The sequence below is a fragment of the Ruegeria sp. CDSA079 genome (assembly GCF_059612245.1).
Genome location: NZ_JBXWQF010000002.1, coordinates 325,596 through 343,533 on the forward strand (window position 1 = coordinate 325,596; position 17,938 = coordinate 343,533).

The following is a 17,938-nucleotide window of genomic DNA, read 5'->3' on the forward strand; positions in this document are numbered from 1 at the left end:
ATGGGCCTGACATGAACAAGACCCCTCCTCCCGGCGACCGGATCGCCAAAGTCCTGGCCCGTGCTGGCATTGCATCGCGGCGCGAGGCTGAGCGCATGATCGAAGCAGGCCGTGTGGCCGTAAATGGCAAGACCATCGACAGCCCTGCCCTGAACGTGACGGCAAAAGACAAGATTGTTGTCGATGGCAAACCGGTCTCTGAACCGGAACCGTCGCGCTTGTGGCTGTACCACAAGCCCGCGGGGTTGGTGACAACGACTCGCGATGAAAAAGGGCGCGATACGATTTTCGACAAACTGCCCGACGACATGCCACGGGTCATGAGCGTCGGTCGGTTGGACCTGAATTCCGAAGGCTTGTTGCTGCTGACCAATGACGGTGGCATCAAACGCAAGCTCGAGCTGCCCTCGACCGGCTGGTTGCGGAAATACCGTGTTCGCATAAATGGCCGCCCCAAGGACGAAAATTTCGAACCGCTGCGCAAAGGTCTGGTCATCGAAGGCGAGCGGTTTCAACCAATGACCGTGGCGCTGGATCGCCAGCAAGGGGCAAATGCCTGGCTGACCATTGGTCTGCGTGAAGGCAAGAACCGCGAAATCCGTCGCGCGATAGAGGACATCGGGTTCACGGTGAACCGCCTGTTGCGCGTGTCCTACGGACCGTTCCAACTGGGCGATCTGAAACAGGGCGAGGTCGAAGAGGTCCGTCGCCGTGTGATGCGCGATCAACTTGGACTGGATTCAGATGCCATACCCGATGCGGCACCCAAGCCTCCGTCGCGACCGCAACGAAAACGCCCCCCAATCGGCAAGAAACCTCGCAAGTGACGCGGGTTTGGCAACCTTCCCCCTAGCGCTAAGCCCGCGCATCCCCTAAATTTTCAGTGGAAGTTGCTATTGGGGGATGTGATGTCCGGAAGCGGAGTGCAAAAACTGGCCTACGCTGTCTTGTTGCTGCTGTTGATTGGTGTCTGCACCGGACTGCTTGGGGGTCTGTAAACCATGGCAAAGCGGTTTCGCGGCAAGTATAGCCCACAAGGGGATGCGTCGGACAATACTCCTCTGCCACGGGGGCAGTTCGATGGCGCGCGGATTGAACCGGCTGGTGCCCGGGCAAATCTGCTATTTCTTCCGGCCATCCCTTTGGTGTTTTTGTCCCTGAACGATGGCGCGATTGGCATGACCATCGGGTTGGTCGCGGCTGGTATTCTAACAGCGGCTGCGTTTTTGCTGCGTGAAGGGTTGCGGGCCGAGGCGGCGTACAACGCCCGCAAAACCGCCCGTCGGCCTGCTTTCCCGCGTAAGATATTTGCAAGCTTTCTGACAGGTCTGGGTGCAGGGCTTGCCACTTACAGGACTGAACTTCTGGATGCAGAAACCGCCGCACAAGCGGGCTTGTTGGCCCCGGTGCTGTTCGGTATTGCGGCAACCGTTTTACACTCAGTCTCTTTCGGAATTGATCCGATGAAAGACAAAGGCATGGAAGGGGTGGACACCTTTCAACAAGACCGCGTAGCCCGCGTTGTCGACGATGCCGAGAAGCATCTGTCCGAGATGACCGATGCGATCAAACGCGCAGGCGACCGTCGCGTCGAAGCCCGTGTGGAACGGTTTCAGGACACCGCGCGGGACTTGTTCCGCACGGTCGAGGAAGACCCACGCGATCTGGCCGGTGCCAGAAAGTACCTGACCGTGTACCTGCAGGGTGCACGTGACGCGACCGTCAAGTTTGCTGACGTCTACGCCCGCACCCGCGACGCGCAGGCGCTTGCGGATTACTCCGCTTTGCTGGACGATCTGGAACAGAATTTCGCCGCGCGCACGCGCAAAATGCTTTTGGATGACCGCAGTGATCTGACGGTTGAAATTGATGTGTTGCGCGAAAGGCTGCAACGCGAAGGCGTCCGGTTGGACTGACCGGCCACTATTTGAGCGAGGAACATCCCCATGTCCGAAGAGATCAAGAACAAGGCAGTTCAGGCCGAAACGCTGGTGCAGGAGGTTACCGCAGTTTCCCTGCCCGAACCGCAGGGCGAGATCGTTTCGCTGGAAGAGGCTGAAGAACCCGTCAGCGCTGAGATCCGCAAACGGATGGATGAGATCGACATGGATAACACCAACTCCATCGTTTCATTCGGTTCCTCCGCACAGGCAGAGTTGCAGGAAATCAGTCAGGCAATGCTGGCGGATGTGCGCAACAAGGATGTGGGCCCGGCTGGCGACAGCCTGCGTAACATCGTGACCACGATCCGTGGATTCTCGGTCAGTGAATTGGACGTGCGCCGTGAACGCAGTTGGTGGGAGAAACTGCTGGGCAAGGCTGCACCTTTTGCCAAATTCACCGCTCAGTACGAAGAAGTTCAGGACCAGATCGACCGCATCACCGACGATCTTCTGGGCCATGAGCATACGTTGCTAAAGGACATCAAGTCGCTGGATCTGCTGTATGAAAAGACCCTGGATTTCTACGACGAACTGGCGCTGTATATCGCAGCGGGCGAGGAAAAGCTGACCGAGTTGGACAGCCACGACATCCCTGAGAAAGAAGCCGAAGTACAGGCAGTACCCGAGGAAGAACAGGTGATGAAAGCGCAGGAGCTGCGCGACATGCGTGCTGCGCGCGACGATTTGGAACGCCGTGTTCATGACCTGAAGCTAACGCGCCAGGTCACGATGCAGTCGCTACCATCGATCCGTTTGGTACAGGAAAACGACAAGTCGCTTGTGACCAAGATCAATTCGACGCTGGTGAACACGGTTCCTCTGTGGGAAACCCAGCTTGCGCAGGCCGTCACCATCCAGCGCAGCGCCGAGGCTGCAGCAGCCGTGCGTGACGCCAACGATCTGACAAACGAACTGCTGACCTCGAATGCAGCCAACCTACGCGAATCCAACAAGATGATCCGCGAAGAGATGGAGCGCGGCGTATTCGACATCGAAGCGGTCAAGCAGGCTAATGCTGACCTGATCGGCACCATCAACGAAAGCCTGGCGATTGCAGATGAAGGCAAGGCCAAACGTGCTGCGGCTGAGGTTGAATTGCAAAAGATGGAAACCGAGCTGCGCGACACACTGTCCGCTGCCAAAGCGCGCCGGGACGGGACTGGTGACAATGCCGGTACGGCGGTTCCCAGCTAAAGGCAGGATTGGCGTGCGGCGCTTCAACTCTCTGAAATTTGCGTTGGGGATGACCTCGGTTTTGGCTCTGGCCAATTGCGATGAAACCCTGACGACCACTGTTGCACCGCAACCCCGGCCGGAACCTGCGCCTACGGCAGCCAATGCCTATGTGCCGCCCTCTGCCGCCAGTCAGGATCTGGCGCGGTTTTACCAGCGTGTTGAACGTGACCTTCTGGTTCGTGGGTTGTTGCGCACTGATGGCGGCGGACCGGATACACCTTATGATGCCGATGATCTGGCCCGAAACTTCGAAGCAATCGCGTTCTACAGCGAATATCCGACACAAAGCGTCTCGATCGGCTCACGGCAGACGGACGGGCAGTTAAGCCGGTGGTCCGGCCCCGTGCGTATCCAGACCGAGTTCGGCCCCTCGGTTCTGCCCGAAACGCGAGCGCAGGATGCGAAGCAGGTGCGGCTGTTTACAGGCCGCCTGGCCGCGTTGACCCAGCACCCGATTTCGGTTGTGTCGCGAAACGCCAATTTCCATGTCTTTTTCGCAGGCAAGGACGACAGCGCCTATGTCGCGTCGCGACTGAAGCAGTTGATCCCAAATATCAGCCAGGCCTCGCTGGATCTGGCCGCCAACCCACGCGCCAATTTCGACTGTCTCGTCTTTGCATCTGCGACCAAGGCGTCACCCTACAAATATGTGCGCGCGGTTGCATTGATCCGGGCTGAACTGACGGATCTGGTGCGCCGCAGCTGTATTCACGAAGAAATCGCTCAGGGGCTTGGTCTGTCTAATGATAGCCCAGCAGCACGACCTTCGATCTTCAACGATGATGATGAGTTTGCCCTGCTGACCAGCCATGATGAGAAACTGCTGACGATGCTGTACGACCAGCGGTTGCAGCCCGGTGTGGGCGTGGACGAGGCGCGCCCCGTCGTACGAATTATTGCACGCGAATTGATGGGGCAGCCGCTCTGACCCCAAGGACAGGAGAACCCAAATGGGAATTTTCGATTTTCTGACCGGAGAATTCATTGATGTCATTCACTGGGTGGACGACACTCGTGACACAATGGTCTGGCGTTTTGAACGGGAAGGCCACGAAATCAAGTACGGTGCCAAGCTGACCGTGCGCGAAGGTCAGGCAGCGGTGTTTGTACACGAAGGGCAACTGGCCGATGTGTTCACGCCGGGTCTCTACATGCTTGAGACCAACAACATGCCGATCCTGACGACGCTGCAGCATTGGGATCACGGCTTTCAGTCGCCGTTCAAATCTGAGATCTATTTCGTCAACACGACCCGGTTCAACGACCTGAAATGGGGCACAAAGAACCCGATCATGCTGCGCGATCCGGAATTTGGCCCAACCCGCATCCGGGCCTATGGCACCTATACGGTACGTGTGAAAGACCCCGCGAAGTTTCTGGTCGAGATCGTCGGAACAGACGGCGAGTTCACCATGGATGAAATCAGCTTTCAGGTGCGCAACATCATCGTGCAGGAGTTCAGCCGCGTCATTTCCAGCTCGGGCATTCCGGTGCTGGACATGGCCGCAAACACCGCCGATCTGGGCAAGCTGATCGCAGCCGAGGTGACACCCGTTCTGGACAGCTATGGGCTGGAGATGCCGGAATTTTATATCGAGAACATCTCGCTGCCGCCTGCGGTCGAGGCGGCGCTGGATAAGCGGACCTCGATGGGGTTGGCTGGCGATCTGGGCAAGTTCACGCAGTATTCAGCCGCCGAAGCAATGACCGCTGCGGCAAACAACCCCGGACAAGGTGGTATGGGTGCAGGTCTTGGCATGGGCATGGGCATGGCGATGGCGCAGCAAATGTCGAACATGGCAGCGGGGCAACCAAGCGGCCCGTGGGGATCGCCTGCCCCCGCTGCCCCGCAACCGGCAGCACATGCGGCACCGCCGCCCCCTCCCCCAGTTGAGCATGTTTGGCATATCGCTGTGGATGGGCAGACCAGCGGGCCGTTTTCCAAGGCCAAGATGGGGCGGATGGCCAGCGAAGGCGAGCTTACCCGGGACACCTATGTCTGGACCGCAGGGCAGGACGGTTGGAAAAAGGCAGGTGATGTGCAGGAACTGGCGCAGCTGTTCACCATCTTGCCGCCACCGCCGCCCGGAGCTTAACAAAACGCGGTCTTCCTTCATATTCATCGTGACCACTGGGTAACTCATGACACAAGTCACCGCCCCTGACCTTGCCGAACACCGCTTTCCCTGCGACCAGTGCGGCGCGGACTACCGGTTCAACCCGGGTGACGGCACTTTGACATGCGAACATTGCGGACATTCCAGACCGATCGGTGCCGGGCCTTGGGGCGGTGCCAGTCTGCGAGAACTGGACTTTGACGCGGCCATCGCGGATCGCCTGCCGGACAGCGAGATCGAAGAAACCCGTGTTCTGTCCTGCCCAAACTGCGCCGCGCAGGTGGAGTTTGACCCGAACACACACGCCGCCGAATGCCCGTTCTGTGCCACGCCGGTCGTGACCGACACCGGAATCAATCGGCATATCAAGCCAAAAGGGGTGCTGCCTTTTGCGTTCGACGAACGCTCGGCCCATAAGGCGATGGGAGATTGGCTGGGACGACTGTGGTTCGCACCTAACGGGTTGAAAGAGTATGCCCGCAAGGGGCGCAGGATGCAGGGTATTTACGTGCCCTACTGGACCTTCGATGCCGACACCAAATCCACTTATCGCGGCGAACGCGGCATTGTCTATTACGAAACCCGCACCGTGATGCGAGACGGCAAACGGGTTCAGCAACAGGTGCCAAAGGTACGCTGGACGTCCAAGTCCGGGCGCGTCGCGCGATTTTTTGACGACGTGCTGGTGCTGGCGTCCAGATCGCTCCCCAAAAAATATACCGACGCGCTGGAGCCCTGGGACCTGCCCGCGCTCGAACCGTATCAGCCCGAATACCTGGCCGGTTTCCGGGCTGAGGCATATACCGTTGAACTCAGGGACGGCTACGTCGAAGCCCGTACCCATATGGCGCGCGTGATCGAGCGGGATGTTCGTTTTGACATCGGCGGGGATCGGCAGCGCATCCATGCGGTCGATACAGACGTACGCGATGTCACGTTCAAGCATATCCTGTTGCCGGTTTGGATGGCCGCTTACAAATACCGCGGCCAGACCTATCGGTTTGTGGTCAATGGCCGAACCGGGCGGGTTCAGGGTGAACGCCCGTGGTCAGCCATCAAGATAACCATCGCCGTCGTTCTGGGTTTACTGGTGGCAGCAGGTGTCGGGTATCTGGCGGCCACCGGGCAATAGGCGGACCTGCATACAAGCTTGTGCATCCGCCAAAGCACGGTCATGTTCAGCTCGAAAAACAATGGGGTGGGCCTGTGGTGTCGTTTGCTGAGTTGAATTCCCTACTGAAAGATCGCCATTCCTGCCGAGCGTTTCTGCCGGATCCAATTCCGCGCGCGCAGATTGAACAGATCGTGGCAAGCGCGTCGAGGGTGCCAAGCTGGTGCAATGCGCAACCCTGGCTGTTGGTGATCACCAGCGCAGACGAAACAGATGCTTTCCGTGAAGCGATGCAAAACGAGGCTTTCAGCGGAGCTCCGGCACCGGATCTTCCGTTTCCAACATCCTATTCTGGCGTGCACCAAGACCGCCGCCGGGCCTGTGGCTGGGCGCTTTACGAAGCTGTTGGGGTGGAACGAGGGGACCGCGTCGGGTCAGCGCAGCAAATGATGCAGAACTTTGCCCTGTTTGGCGCGCCGCATTGTGCCATCCTCTCAAGCCCGGCAGAGCTTGGCCCCTATGGCGCAATGGATTGCGGTGGTTTTATCACAGCCTTCACTCTGGCCGCGCAGGCCTTGGGCGTGGCGACCATCCCCCAAGCCGCGTTGGCCACGTACAGCCCCTTTCTGCACCGGTATTTTCAAATCCCTGAAGACCGCCTGATCCTCTGCGCGATTTCATTTGGCTATGCCGATCCAAGTCATCCTGCAAATAACTTTCGCACGGATCGCGCCGCACCGAGTGACTTTGTGGAATGGCGCGGGTAAACGGACGCAAGGGCAGTCCTATCGCGTTAAGGGAGGAACCACGTGCGCGCAGTGTTGCAAAGAGTGTCACACGCCAAAGTTTCGGTTGATGACACAGTCATAGGATCGTCGGGACCGGGCCTTTTGATTCTTGTTTGCGCCATGCAGGGCGATGACGACATACAGGCCAGAAAGCTTGCAGAGAAAGCCGCGAAACTGCGTGTCTTCAAGGATGATGCAGGTAAAATGAATCGCTCTCTGCTGGATATTGGCGGATCAGCGCTGGTGATCAGTCAATTCACCTTGGCTGCTGATACAACAAGCGGCAACCGGCCAGGGTTTTCAACCGCAGCGCCGCCGGATCAGGGCGAGCACCTGTACAAGGAATTTGCAACGCATCTTGCCGCACAAGGTGTTGCAGTGGAAACTGGGCAGTTTGGGGCTGACATGGCGGTTGAACTTGTAAATGACGGCCCTGTCACGATCTGGATTGAGAACTGATGGATACAGCCAAGCGCGCTGCAGAACTTTGGCAGGCAGGGGTCGATGCGGTTGACGGATTTGCCGCCACCAAAGCCGCTCTGTCTGATGTTCCCAAGCCGGACCGGATTCTCGCGGTCGGCAAACCCGCTGCCGCCATGGCACGTGCGGCGCTGGCACACTTTGGACCGGTCCCCGCACTTGTTGTCACCAAAGACGATCATGGCCGCGACCTGTCGGAAGCGGTCGACGTCATCGAAGCCTCGCACCCGGTGCCGGACAACCGCAGCCTTGCTGGCGGGCGAGAGCTGCGATTGGGAATGGAGCGGATGCAGCCCGGATCACATGTGCTTCTGCTGGTCTCGGGCGGGGCGTCCTCATTGGCCGAGGATCTTTTGCCCAGCACTTCTCTGCGCGATCTTGAGGCGCTGAACCGTAAACTGCTGGCCGAAGGCTTGGACATCCGCGCCATGAACGACGAGCGGCGCAAGATGTCGCGTATCAAGGGTGGCGGTTTGCTATCTCATTTCAAGGGCGCACGCGCCACCGTACTGGCAATTTCGGACGTGCCAGGGGATGATCTGAATGTCATTGGCTCGGGCATCGGCGCTTTGCCGAACAGCTACAGCTTTACTGCCACCACGCAGATCGTGGCTTCAAACGCCCATGCCCGGAATGCGGTGGCCAACGTTGCGGTCTCGGCGGGCCTTGCTGTTTTAGCCAATGACGAAGCCCTGCACGACGACTATTTGCAGGTCGCCGCGAAACTGGGGCCGATTCTGCGCGGCATGGACAACGGCGTGATGATCTTTGGTGGTGAACCAACCGTGGTTCTACCGGATCAACCGGGTCGTGGAGGGCGGAATCAGGCACTGGCGCTTGCGCTGGCAAAAGAGATCTCTGGGCAGCCCAATCTTACTGTTGTTGTTGGCGGAACAGATGGAACAGATGGCCCGACAAACGCGGCAGGAGGAATCATATCCGGTAAAACCTGGAGCGAAACGGCGCAATCCTACCTCGACAACGCGGACAGTGGGACGTTTTTGGACAATGTGAATGCATTGCTGACCACTGGCCCTACTAGCACGAACGTGATGGACTTGGTTGTCGCAATCCGAGGATGATTTGACGCATTTCGCAACCCCGCGATCTGGAAAGCAATGACACTGTCTTAAATAAGCAAGTTGTAGCTGGCTTGCGTCGCTTCAGATGATCGGGATGAACAACCGAATCTTCGGTACCCTTCCATATCATTGTCTTAGATTAGCGCTTGCCCGTTAGGCTGAAATCGGCCAACATTGACTAACGCGTCAATAAAAAATGCCCAAACAGGGCAGTACTAAACGATAGGGAGAATTCTGAATGAACGATCAACTCACTCACATGGCTGGTCAAGTTACGACGGGAAAAATGACCCGCCGCGAGTTCATGGGGAAAGCCGCAGCTCTGGGTGTATCGGCAGCTATGGCCAGCACAATGTTTGCAGATGCTGCACGTGCGGCTGGCCCCAAAAAAGGCGGCGATCTGAAATTTGGTCTTCAGGGCGGCGAGTCCACCAACTCTCTGGACCCGGCAACCTATGCAAGTTCGGTTCCGTTCCAGAACGGCAAACAGTTCGGTGACCAACTGGTGGAAGTTGCGCCTGACGGCACGATCGAGCCGCGTCTGGCCGAAAGCGTTGAAGGAAGCGCGGACGCAAAGGTGTGGACGTTCAAGCTGCGTCAAGGCGTCGAGTTCCACAACGGCAAGACAATGACCAGCGAAGACGTGCTGAAGACAATGCAGCGCCACTCGAACGAAGACTCTAAATCCGGCGCCCTTGGCATCATGAAGGGCATCGAGTCGATGAAAGCTGATGGTGACAACTTTCAGGTCACTTTGACAGAGCCAAACGCTGACTTGCCATACCTGATGGCCGACTACCACCTGATCATTCAGCCCGATGGTGGAATGGACAATCCGGGGGCGGGTATTGGTACAGGTCCTTACAAACTGGAAGTGGACGAACCCGGCGTCCGTCACCTGTTCACTAAGAACGAAAACCACTGGAACAGTGATTTCGGTAACTTTGACAGTGTTGAGGTTGTTGTAATCAACGATGCAACGGCGCGTACCGCGGCTCTCCAATCTGGTCAGGTCCACGCAGTTAACCGCGTTGAACCCAAAGTTGCCGACCTGTTGGGTCGTGCACCAAACCTGACGGTTCACTCAACCGCTGGCCGTGGGCATTATGTCTTCATCATGCACTGCGATACCGCGCCGTTCGACAACAACGAACTGCGTACCGCGTTGAAATACGCCATCAACCGCGAGGAACTGGTGGACAAGGTTCTGCGCGGCTACGGCTCTGTCGGGAATGACATGCCGATTAACGCGGCCTACCCCCTGTTTGATGAGACAATCGAACAGCGAGAGTTCAGCATTGAAAAGGCGGCTGAGCACTACAAGAAGTCCGGTCATGACGGTTCGCCGATTATTCTGCGTGTCGCAGATGGCGCCTTCCCGGGTGCTGTGGACGCTGCTGCTCTGTTCCAGCAAACAGCTACGCAAGCCGGAATTCCGCTGGAGATCAAACGCGAGCCGAACGACGGGTATTGGTCCGAAGTCTGGAATGTTCAGCCCTTCTGTGCCTCGTACTGGGGTGGCCGTCCAGTTCAGGATCAGATGTATTCGACCGCATATCTGTCGACCGCCGACTGGAACGATACACGGTTCAAGGTTCAGGCATTCGACGACATGTTGTTCGCGGCGAAGGCGGAGTTGGACGTTGAAAAACGCAAGGGCATTTATAGCCAGATGGGTCGGATGGTCCGCGACGAAGGCGGCCTGATCTGCCCGATGTTCAACGACTTTGTCGAAGGTGTTAGCAACCAGCTGGACGGCTGGGAAAGCGACCCGACGCAAGAAATGATGAACGGCAACATGTCCCGCAAAATGTGGTTCGTCTGATACGGGCACCGGATAATGCATCCCATCATCAAACTGGTTTCCCAGCGCCTCGCGCTGGGAATTCTATTGCTGCTCGGCGCTTCGGCCTTGATTTTTGGCCTGACTGAAGCCCTTCCCGGAGACGCCGCGCAAGCCGTCCTGGGGCAGTCCGCCACTCCTGAAGCGCTTGCAAACCTCCGAGAAGAAATGGGCCTGAATCGCCCGGCCTTGACCCGCTATTTTGAATGGCTGGGTGGCATTGTTCAGGGCGATCTTGGCCAATCGCTGACCAACAAGTTGGATATTTCCGAGAGCATTGGAAAACGTTTAGGTAACACGTTGTTCCTGGCCTGTGTTGCCGCGATCGTATCCGTTCCTCTTGCGATTTTTCTGGGGCTGCTGGCCGTCCGGTACCGCAATCGGTGGCCGGATAAGCTCATTTCTGCCATCACGCTGACAACAGTATCGATCCCTGAGTTTCTGATCGGCTACGTCGTAATCTATTTTATCTCGGTCAAGCTGGGATGGTTTTCATCACTTGCGATGATCAACGACTCGATGTCCTTCTGGCAAAAACTGAATGCAATCGCCCTGCCCGCTTTTGTTCTGACGCTGGTGGTCCTTGCGCAAATGATGCGCATGACACGTGCCGCGATTCTGAACCTGATGCAATCAGCGTATATCGAGACAGCCGAGCTTAAGGGCCTGAGCATGTTTCAGGTTATCGCACGGCATGCCTTTCCCAACGCCATCTCACCTATCGTGAACGTCGTCATGTTGAACCTGGCCTATCTGGTCGTTGGAGTCGTCGTGGTCGAAGTGGTGTTCGTCTATCCCGGCATGGGGCAATACCTTGTGGATGCGGTGACCAAGCGTGACGTGCCCGTCGTTCTGGCCTGCGGCGTAGTGTTTGCCGCTGTTTACATCGGCCTGAACATGGTTGCGGACGTCGTCTCGATCCTTGCCAACCCAAGACTGAGGCATCCGAAATGAAAAATATTCCTATTTCGGCTCTGATTGGCCTTATATTCACAGGCGCCTATTTCTTCGTGGCTATCGCAGCCCCGTTGATCGCGCCTTACGGGATGGCAGAAGTGGTCGGCGATGTATGGGAACCGGCCAGTGCCAAACACCTGTTGGGCACGGATAACATCGGTCGCGACCTGCTGACCCGCATGATCTATGGCGGGCGCACGACAATCTTCATTGCTGCTGCGGCGACTCTGCTCAGCTTTCTGACCGGTACCTCGCTGGGCCTGTTGGCTGCCGTTCTGGGCGGTTGGGCAGATCAAGTACTGAGCCGGGCAGTCGACCTTGTCATGTCGATCCCTACACTGATCCTGGCGTTGGTCATTCTGGCCATCGTTCCGGTAACTGTTCCGATCCTGATCCTTGTCATGGGCCTTTTGGATGCGACGCGCCCCTATCGCCTTTCGCGATCTGTTGCCGTCGACATCAACGTGATGGACTATGTCGAAGCAGCAAAACTGCGCGGTGAGGGACGGGCTTGGATCATCTTCCGGGAAATCCTGCCAAACGCATTGTCGCCATTGGTGGCCGAGTTTGGTCTGCGGTTCATCTTCATGGTGCTGTTTATCTCAACCCTGTCCTTCCTCGGGCTCGGCGTTCAGCCGCCTTTGGCCGACTGGGGTGGCATCGTGAAAGAAAACAAGGACGGCATCGTCTATGGCATTGGCGCGGCTCTGTACCCCGCTGTGGCCATCGCGACACTGGCAATCTCGGTCAACCTTGTGGCTGACTGGGTCCTGAACCGAACCACATCACTGAAAGGAGGCCGGGGATGAGTGATACCCTTCTCAAGGTCCGCGACCTCAAGATCGGTGCGACCGTCTATCCACCGGGCGAGAAACCCCAGGATATCGAAATCGTGCACGGGGTCAGCTTTGACCTCGAGCGCGGCAAGGTCCTGGGGCTGATCGGTGAATCAGGTGCCGGTAAATCCACCATCGGCCTCGCCTCGATGGCCTATGGCCGTGGTGGCGTCGAAATTACCGGAGGCGAGGTTTGGGTCAACGGACGCGACATCCTAAAGTCATCGCATGGTGATATCCGCAATCTGCGCGGTGGTGAGGTTGCGTATGTCTCCCAGTCCGCCGCGGCGTCGTTCAACCCCGCCAAGAAGATCATGGATCAGGTTGTCGAGGCTGCGGTCGAGCACAAGAAGTTTTCGCGCAAAGAGGCCGAAGGCCGCGCGCGCGAATTGTTCGCCAAGCTGGGCCTGCCCGATCCTGACAATATCGGCAATCGCTATCCGCATCAGGTTTCAGGCGGTCAGCTGCAGCGTTGCATGACCGCGCTGGCGCTGTGTCCCGAACCTGATCTGGTGGTATTTGACGAACCGACCACGGCGCTGGACGTGACCACGCAGATAGACGTTCTGATGGCAATCAAGGATGCCATTCGCGACACCGGCGTTGCCGCATTGTACATCACGCACGACCTGGCCGTCGTTGCTCAGGTCAGCGACGAAATCATGGTTTTGCGGATGGGCGATACGGTCGAGTATGGCAGTACCGATCAGATCATCAACAACCCGCAGGAAGAGTATACCCAGGCGCTTGTCTCGGTCCGCTCAATCGAGCACGAAGAAAAACAGCCCACATCGGAACCGGTGCTCAGCGTCGACGGTATCACCGCGCGCTACAAAGGGCTGAACTTCGACGTGCTGCACAATGTCAACGTTGAGCTTCATCCGGGGCAGACGCTGGCAGTTGTGGGTGAGTCCGGCTCGGGCAAATCCACACTAGCACGTGTGATCACAGGTCTGCTGCCACCGCGTGATGGTGAGATCACCTTTGCCGGGCGCAAGCTCTCGCCAGACCTCAAGGGCCGCACCCGCGAGGATCTGCGTGAGCTGCAGATGATCTATCAGATGGCAGACGTGGCCATGAACCCGCGTCAGACCGTTGGCACGATCATTGGCCGTCCGCTGGAGTTCTACTTCAACATGCGCGGCGCCGAGAAGCGAAAACGGATCATCGAACTGTTGGATGAGATCGAGTTGGGTGAAAAGTTCATCGACCGCTATCCTGCGGAACTGTCCGGCGGTCAGAAACAGCGTGTCTGTATCGCGCGGTCACTGGCGGCCAAGCCCAAGATGATCATCTGTGACGAGGTGACCTCGGCGCTGGACCCATTGGTGGCGGACGGTATCCTCAAGCTGTTGCTGGACCTGCAAAAGATCGAGGACGTGGCCTATCTGTTCATCACCCACGATCTGGCGACGGTCCGTGCGATCAGCGACAGCATTGCGGTAATGTATCAGGGGCGCGTGGCGCGCTATGGCTCAAAGAGCCAGGTGCTGAGTCCGCCGTTTGACGACTATACCGACCTTCTGCTCAGTTCGGTGCCCGAAATGCATCTGGGTTGGCTGGAAGAAGTTGTCGCCCATCGCAAGATGGAAAGCGCCGGAAACTAACACGGTTCGTGACACTCCCATGAAGATTTGAAATCCCGGCGCTTTATCTGATGACAGGCGTCGGGATTTTGCTATTGGAGGCACAAAGTGGCAGCCCGTGGATTGCGAATCTCATAGGGTCGCCTGAAAACAATGACTCTCGAAGGGCCTCGACATGGACCGTAAGCTTCTCCTCATCATTCTGGACGGCGTCCCCTATCGCAACTTTCGCCGCCTGTTCGGTAATCTCGAAGGCTGGGTCGACAGCGGCGACGCACGCGTTTGGAAGCTGCGCGCAGTGCTGCCGTCGATATCGGCTAGTTGTTATGCATCGATCCATACCGGTGTGACGCCTCAGGAGCACGGTTGCACCGGCAACGGCAATGTTTTCCGACTGAGCCACAAGGACGTGTTTAGCCAGGTGCGAGAGGCCGGTGGCGTGACCGGGGCCGTTACCCACAGCTACTGGTCGCAGTTCTTCAACCGTCACCCGTTCGACTACGTGCGCGACATCGAATATGATGAACCAGAGAGCATGACCATCAACCATGGTCGTTTTTACAGCATGACCGGCTATGGCAAAGACAATCAGATGACGCCGTCTGATGTCGACCTGTATGGTACACTTACCAATCTGTGCCTGCGCTTCGGTCTGAACTACGGCATTCTGCACACCTGTACATTGGACAGCATGGGCCACCGCTTCTACCATGACTGCGAAGAGATGGACCACGCCTGTTTTGTCGCGGACGAGATGCTGGCCCCTTTCATTACCCGCTGGCGTCAACTGGGATATGAGGTCATCGTAACTGCCGATCACGGTCAGGACGAACGCGGCCATCACGGTGGGCGCGGCCCGCTGCAACAGGAAACAGCACTGTACTACTTTGGTGACGCCGAAGGGCCGGATGCAGACACCATAATCGACCAGCTGCAACTGGCCCCAACGATTCTGAAGCGCATGGGCGCACCTGTTGCCGAGACAATGAAGGGTGAAGTGTTCTTGCGGTAGGATGCGTCCACGTTCGTGGCTGCAAATGGCTTAATCGTAAGACCAGATCCCCTGCCCCAGTGCCTCGATGGCAACCGAAATACGTTCGAAGCTTTCTGCTGCGCGTTTGACCGAGGTCCGGGCGCGCAGGTAGCCGTGTACAAGGCCAGGCTCGTTGATCCAGTGCGCCTGGCCGCCCGCCGCGATAACGCGCCCGCAATAGACCTGCCCGTCATCGCGCAACGGATCGCAATCAGCGGTGATAACCACGGTCGACGGAAGTTCAGAAAAATCACTGTCCTGCAAAGGGGCATAGGTCGGATCACCCTGCGGGTGGTCACCTGAACACCGAACAGATTCATAGAAAATGACATCGTCCAGCGTCAGCAAAGGGGCGTGGGCGTGTTCAAGATACGAGCCTTGGCTACGGTCCCCTCCAAGCCCGGGATAGATCAGCACTTGCCCCAGAATGCCCTCAAGCCGTCCCCGCGTTTGATGTGCAACGGCGGCGGCCAGGTTCCCTCCGGCACTGTCCCCGGCCAAAACAAGCGGGTCTCCAAACTCAGCCGCGGCCCAATTCACAGCCGCCCAACAATCCTGAAATTGCGCCGGATGCACGTGTTCGGGGCACAGCCTGTAGTCAACCGCCACCACTCGGTAGCCGGTCTGCGCGCACAGTTCAGCGCAAACGTCATCATGGCTGTCCAGCCCGCCCACAACAAACCCGCCGCCATGAAAGTAGACGACAGTGCGTGTGGGTTGCCCGGCGCTATAGATACGGACCGGAACACCATCCGCGGTCTTGTCCTGTGTTTCCACTTCCTTGGGGCGCGGTTGGCGGAAATCCTGACACATGGTGTCGTAGACGCGGCGTTGATCCTCGATTGAAAGATCAACCGCATCATCAGGATAGCTTTCAGCCGTACGACGTATGAACGCCCAGGTTTCCTCATCAATCAGGCGTTCATAGTCCATTGTCCCTCCGGCTTACTCAGACCACTCCCACGGCTGGGTATAAGCACCCAGCACTTTTGAGACATCGTCTTCCGAAGATCCGTTCGCGTCAAGCTGCGCGACAAGGCCGCGTTTTTTATCGTCGATCACCGAGACCACCCGCGCTGCAACATCCGCAGACTCAAGTGCTCTGTTGTAGATGCGCGTGATGGCCTGCTTGCGCAGATCGGGTTTAAAGACTTTGCCCACTGCAGTTTTCGGCAACTCGTCCAGAATGGTCATATGCTTGGGCTGCGCCGCGCGCTCATGCACATGAACTTTGCAGTACTCCATCAGCTCTTTTTCCGTGACCGAGGCCCCGTCGACCAGTTCAACGAACGCACAGGGCACTTCGCCAGAATGCGCGTCGGGCTGGCCAATGGCCCCGGCAAAAGCGACAGCCTCGTGGCCCAGCAGTGCCTCTTCGATCTCGGCCGGGTCGATGTTGTGGCCGCCCCGAATGATCAGGTCCTTGGCACGACCCGTGATCCAAAGGTATCCGTCTTCGTCGAACCGCCCCAGATCACCTGTGCGCAGGTACTTTTCAAAGTAATAAAGATCTACGTTCTTGTCAGCCTCGGTGTAAGTATTGCCGGCATAGACGCCCGGGTTCGAGATGCAGATTTCACCGATTTGATCGGTGCCGCATTCGACCGGCCCATCCGGCCCACCCTGAAGAATTTTCACGTCCGTATATGGGAACGGAATGCCGATTGAGCCGATCTTTTTCTCACCGTCCACGGGATTGCACGACACAAGACAGGTGGCCTCGGTCAGGCCATAGCCTTCAACGATGGTGACGCCCGTGGCGTCTTCAAAGCGACGGAACAGTTCGACCGGCAGCGGGGCGGAGCCCGAGAAGGCCGTTTTCACGCTGGAGATATCAGCATCGACCGGACGCTGCATCTTGGCTGAAATCGCCGTAGGAACAGTGATGATAAATGTCACTTTCCAGCGTTCGATCAGCTTCCAGAAATTGTCGAAAACGCCGTCGCCACGATACCCGGCCGGTGTCGGGAAGATCACATGCGCGCCCGAGGACACCGCCGCCATCATAATCACATGTACCGCAAAGACATGGAACATGGGCAGCGGGCACATGATGACGTCATTTTCGTCAAACAACAGCGTATGACCCAGCCAGCCGTTATAGACGAGGCCGGAATACTTGTGCTGCGCCACTTTTGGCATGCCCGTCGTGCCGCCGGTGTGGAAGTAACACGCAACGCGGTCTTCCTTACTGTCTTCGAATGTCAGCGTCGTCGGCTGCTTGGCCAGCTCTTTGTTAAAGTTCTTGTAATTCGCATGAGCCAGTTTTTCCTTGTCACCCATCTTGGGGCGCAGAAAAGGCACCAACCAGGATTTGGGCGGTGTCAGATAGAGGTTCAGGTCGATTTCCAGAATGGTGTTGACCTTGGGCGCGTGGCGAACAGCCTCTTCAACCTTCTGGGCGACATCCGTTTTTGGGAAAGATTTCAGCGTCACTACAACCTTGGCGCCGGTCTCACGCAGGATGGCCGCGATCTGTTCCGGCTCAAGCAACGGGTTAATCGGGTTGACGATCCCTGCAACCGCGCCGCCCATCATCGTAACCAGCGTCTCGTTACAGTTGGGCAGCACATAGGCCACCACATCCTTTTCGCCAATGCCCAGCGACCGGAACAGGTTCGCCGCCTGGTTTACCTTGCCCTGCAATTGCGACCAAGTCAGTGTCTCGGCCTTGTCGGTTGGTCCCGAAAGCAGTTGAAAACTGATGGCATTGTGGTTGGGAAACTTATCTGCCGTGCGCGACAAGAGTTGATGGAAGGTGACGGGCAAATCCCGATCCTCCCACGACATTTCCTGTTCCATGCGCGTTTTGTCTTCCAATCCCACAAAGGCCATGTGGTTCCTCCCGTTATTTTCTCCCGCATTTGCGCGGGCTTGTTGTTCGCCTCCAAGATGGAAGTAAAACTAAGCCCGCGCAAGCGAGGGC

At 57.6% G+C, this 17,938-nt stretch carries 16 protein-coding genes; 14 read left to right on the forward strand and 2 right to left on the reverse strand.

Translation table 11 applies throughout. The annotated features are described in order from the left end of the window. The first annotated feature begins 11 nt into the window (after positions 1-11). From AC2FJZ_RS03735 to AC2FJZ_RS03800, 14 genes are all read left to right on the forward strand, one after another. Positions 12-827, forward strand: a complete 816-nt coding sequence (locus AC2FJZ_RS03735; RefSeq protein ID WP_496776093.1) for a pseudouridine synthase — start codon at positions 12-14, stop codon at positions 825-827. A 174-nt stretch (positions 828-1,001) separates the two neighbouring features. Next, positions 1,002-1,916: a 5-bromo-4-chloroindolyl phosphate hydrolysis family protein gene (locus tag AC2FJZ_RS03740; RefSeq protein ID WP_496776094.1), complete on the forward strand. Its 915-nt coding sequence runs from the start codon at positions 1,002-1,004 to the stop codon at positions 1,914-1,916. Between the two features lie 30 nt (positions 1,917-1,946). Further along, entirely contained in the window at positions 1,947-3,137 is a 1,191-nt protein-coding gene (locus AC2FJZ_RS03745) for a toxic anion resistance protein (RefSeq protein ID WP_496776095.1), read from the forward strand. A gap of 49 nt (positions 3,138-3,186) precedes the next feature. Then, positions 3,187-4,107 (forward strand): DUF2927 domain-containing protein, encoded by a 921-nt coding sequence (locus AC2FJZ_RS03750; protein WP_496776131.1) that lies wholly within the window; start codon positions 3,187-3,189, stop codon positions 4,105-4,107. 22 nt (positions 4,108-4,129) lie between these two features. After that, positions 4,130-5,275, forward strand: coding sequence for an SPFH domain-containing protein (locus AC2FJZ_RS03755; protein ID WP_496776096.1), 1,146 nt, complete (start codon positions 4,130-4,132; stop codon positions 5,273-5,275). A 46-nt stretch (positions 5,276-5,321) separates the two neighbouring features. Next, positions 5,322-6,428 (forward strand): TFIIB-type zinc finger domain-containing protein, encoded by a 1,107-nt coding sequence (locus AC2FJZ_RS03760; protein WP_496776097.1) that lies wholly within the window; start codon positions 5,322-5,324, stop codon positions 6,426-6,428. A 74-nt stretch (positions 6,429-6,502) separates the two neighbouring features. Continuing rightward, complete coding sequence (locus AC2FJZ_RS03765; RefSeq protein ID WP_496776098.1) at positions 6,503-7,174, forward strand: nitroreductase; 672 nt, start codon at positions 6,503-6,505, stop codon at positions 7,172-7,174. A gap of 42 nt (positions 7,175-7,216) precedes the next feature. After that, a complete protein-coding gene (gene dtd, locus AC2FJZ_RS03770; protein ID WP_496776099.1) occupies positions 7,217-7,654 on the forward strand; it encodes a D-aminoacyl-tRNA deacylase in 438 nt (145 codons plus the stop codon). Beyond that, a complete protein-coding gene (locus tag AC2FJZ_RS03775) occupies positions 7,654-8,757 on the forward strand; it encodes a glycerate kinase type-2 family protein (protein WP_496776100.1) in 1,104 nt (367 codons plus the stop codon). Before dtd ends, AC2FJZ_RS03775 begins: the two co-directional genes overlap by 1 nt. Before the next feature lie 238 nt (positions 8,758-8,995). Then, entirely contained in the window at positions 8,996-10,582 is a 1,587-nt protein-coding gene (locus AC2FJZ_RS03780; protein ID WP_496667703.1) for an ABC transporter substrate-binding protein, read from the forward strand. A gap of 15 nt (positions 10,583-10,597) precedes the next feature. Next, complete coding sequence (locus AC2FJZ_RS03785; RefSeq protein WP_496667702.1) at positions 10,598-11,554, forward strand: ABC transporter permease; 957 nt, start codon at positions 10,598-10,600, stop codon at positions 11,552-11,554. Further along, positions 11,551-12,366, forward strand: a complete 816-nt coding sequence (locus tag AC2FJZ_RS03790; protein WP_050602946.1) for an ABC transporter permease — start codon at positions 11,551-11,553, stop codon at positions 12,364-12,366. Before AC2FJZ_RS03785 ends, AC2FJZ_RS03790 begins: the two co-directional genes overlap by 4 nt. Beyond that, a complete protein-coding gene (locus AC2FJZ_RS03795; protein WP_496667701.1) occupies positions 12,363-14,000 on the forward strand; it encodes an ABC transporter ATP-binding protein in 1,638 nt (545 codons plus the stop codon). Before AC2FJZ_RS03790 ends, AC2FJZ_RS03795 begins: the two co-directional genes overlap by 4 nt. A gap of 154 nt (positions 14,001-14,154) precedes the next feature. Continuing rightward, positions 14,155-14,991, forward strand: coding sequence for an alkaline phosphatase family protein (locus tag AC2FJZ_RS03800; RefSeq protein ID WP_496776101.1), 837 nt, complete (start codon positions 14,155-14,157; stop codon positions 14,989-14,991). Positions 14,992-15,021: 30 nt separating this feature from the next. Here AC2FJZ_RS03800 and AC2FJZ_RS03805 read toward each other — a convergent pair whose 3' ends face one another. Both AC2FJZ_RS03805 and AC2FJZ_RS03810 read right to left on the reverse strand, forming a co-directional pair. Further along, positions 15,022-15,945, reverse strand: a complete 924-nt coding sequence (locus tag AC2FJZ_RS03805; RefSeq protein ID WP_496776102.1) for an alpha/beta hydrolase — start codon at positions 15,943-15,945, stop codon at positions 15,022-15,024. Between the two features lie 12 nt (positions 15,946-15,957). After that, on the reverse strand, positions 15,958-17,847 hold the full coding sequence (locus tag AC2FJZ_RS03810) for an acyl-CoA synthetase (protein ID WP_496776103.1): 1,890 nt from the start codon (positions 17,845-17,847) through the stop codon (positions 15,958-15,960). Positions 17,848-17,938 lie beyond the last annotated feature (91 nt).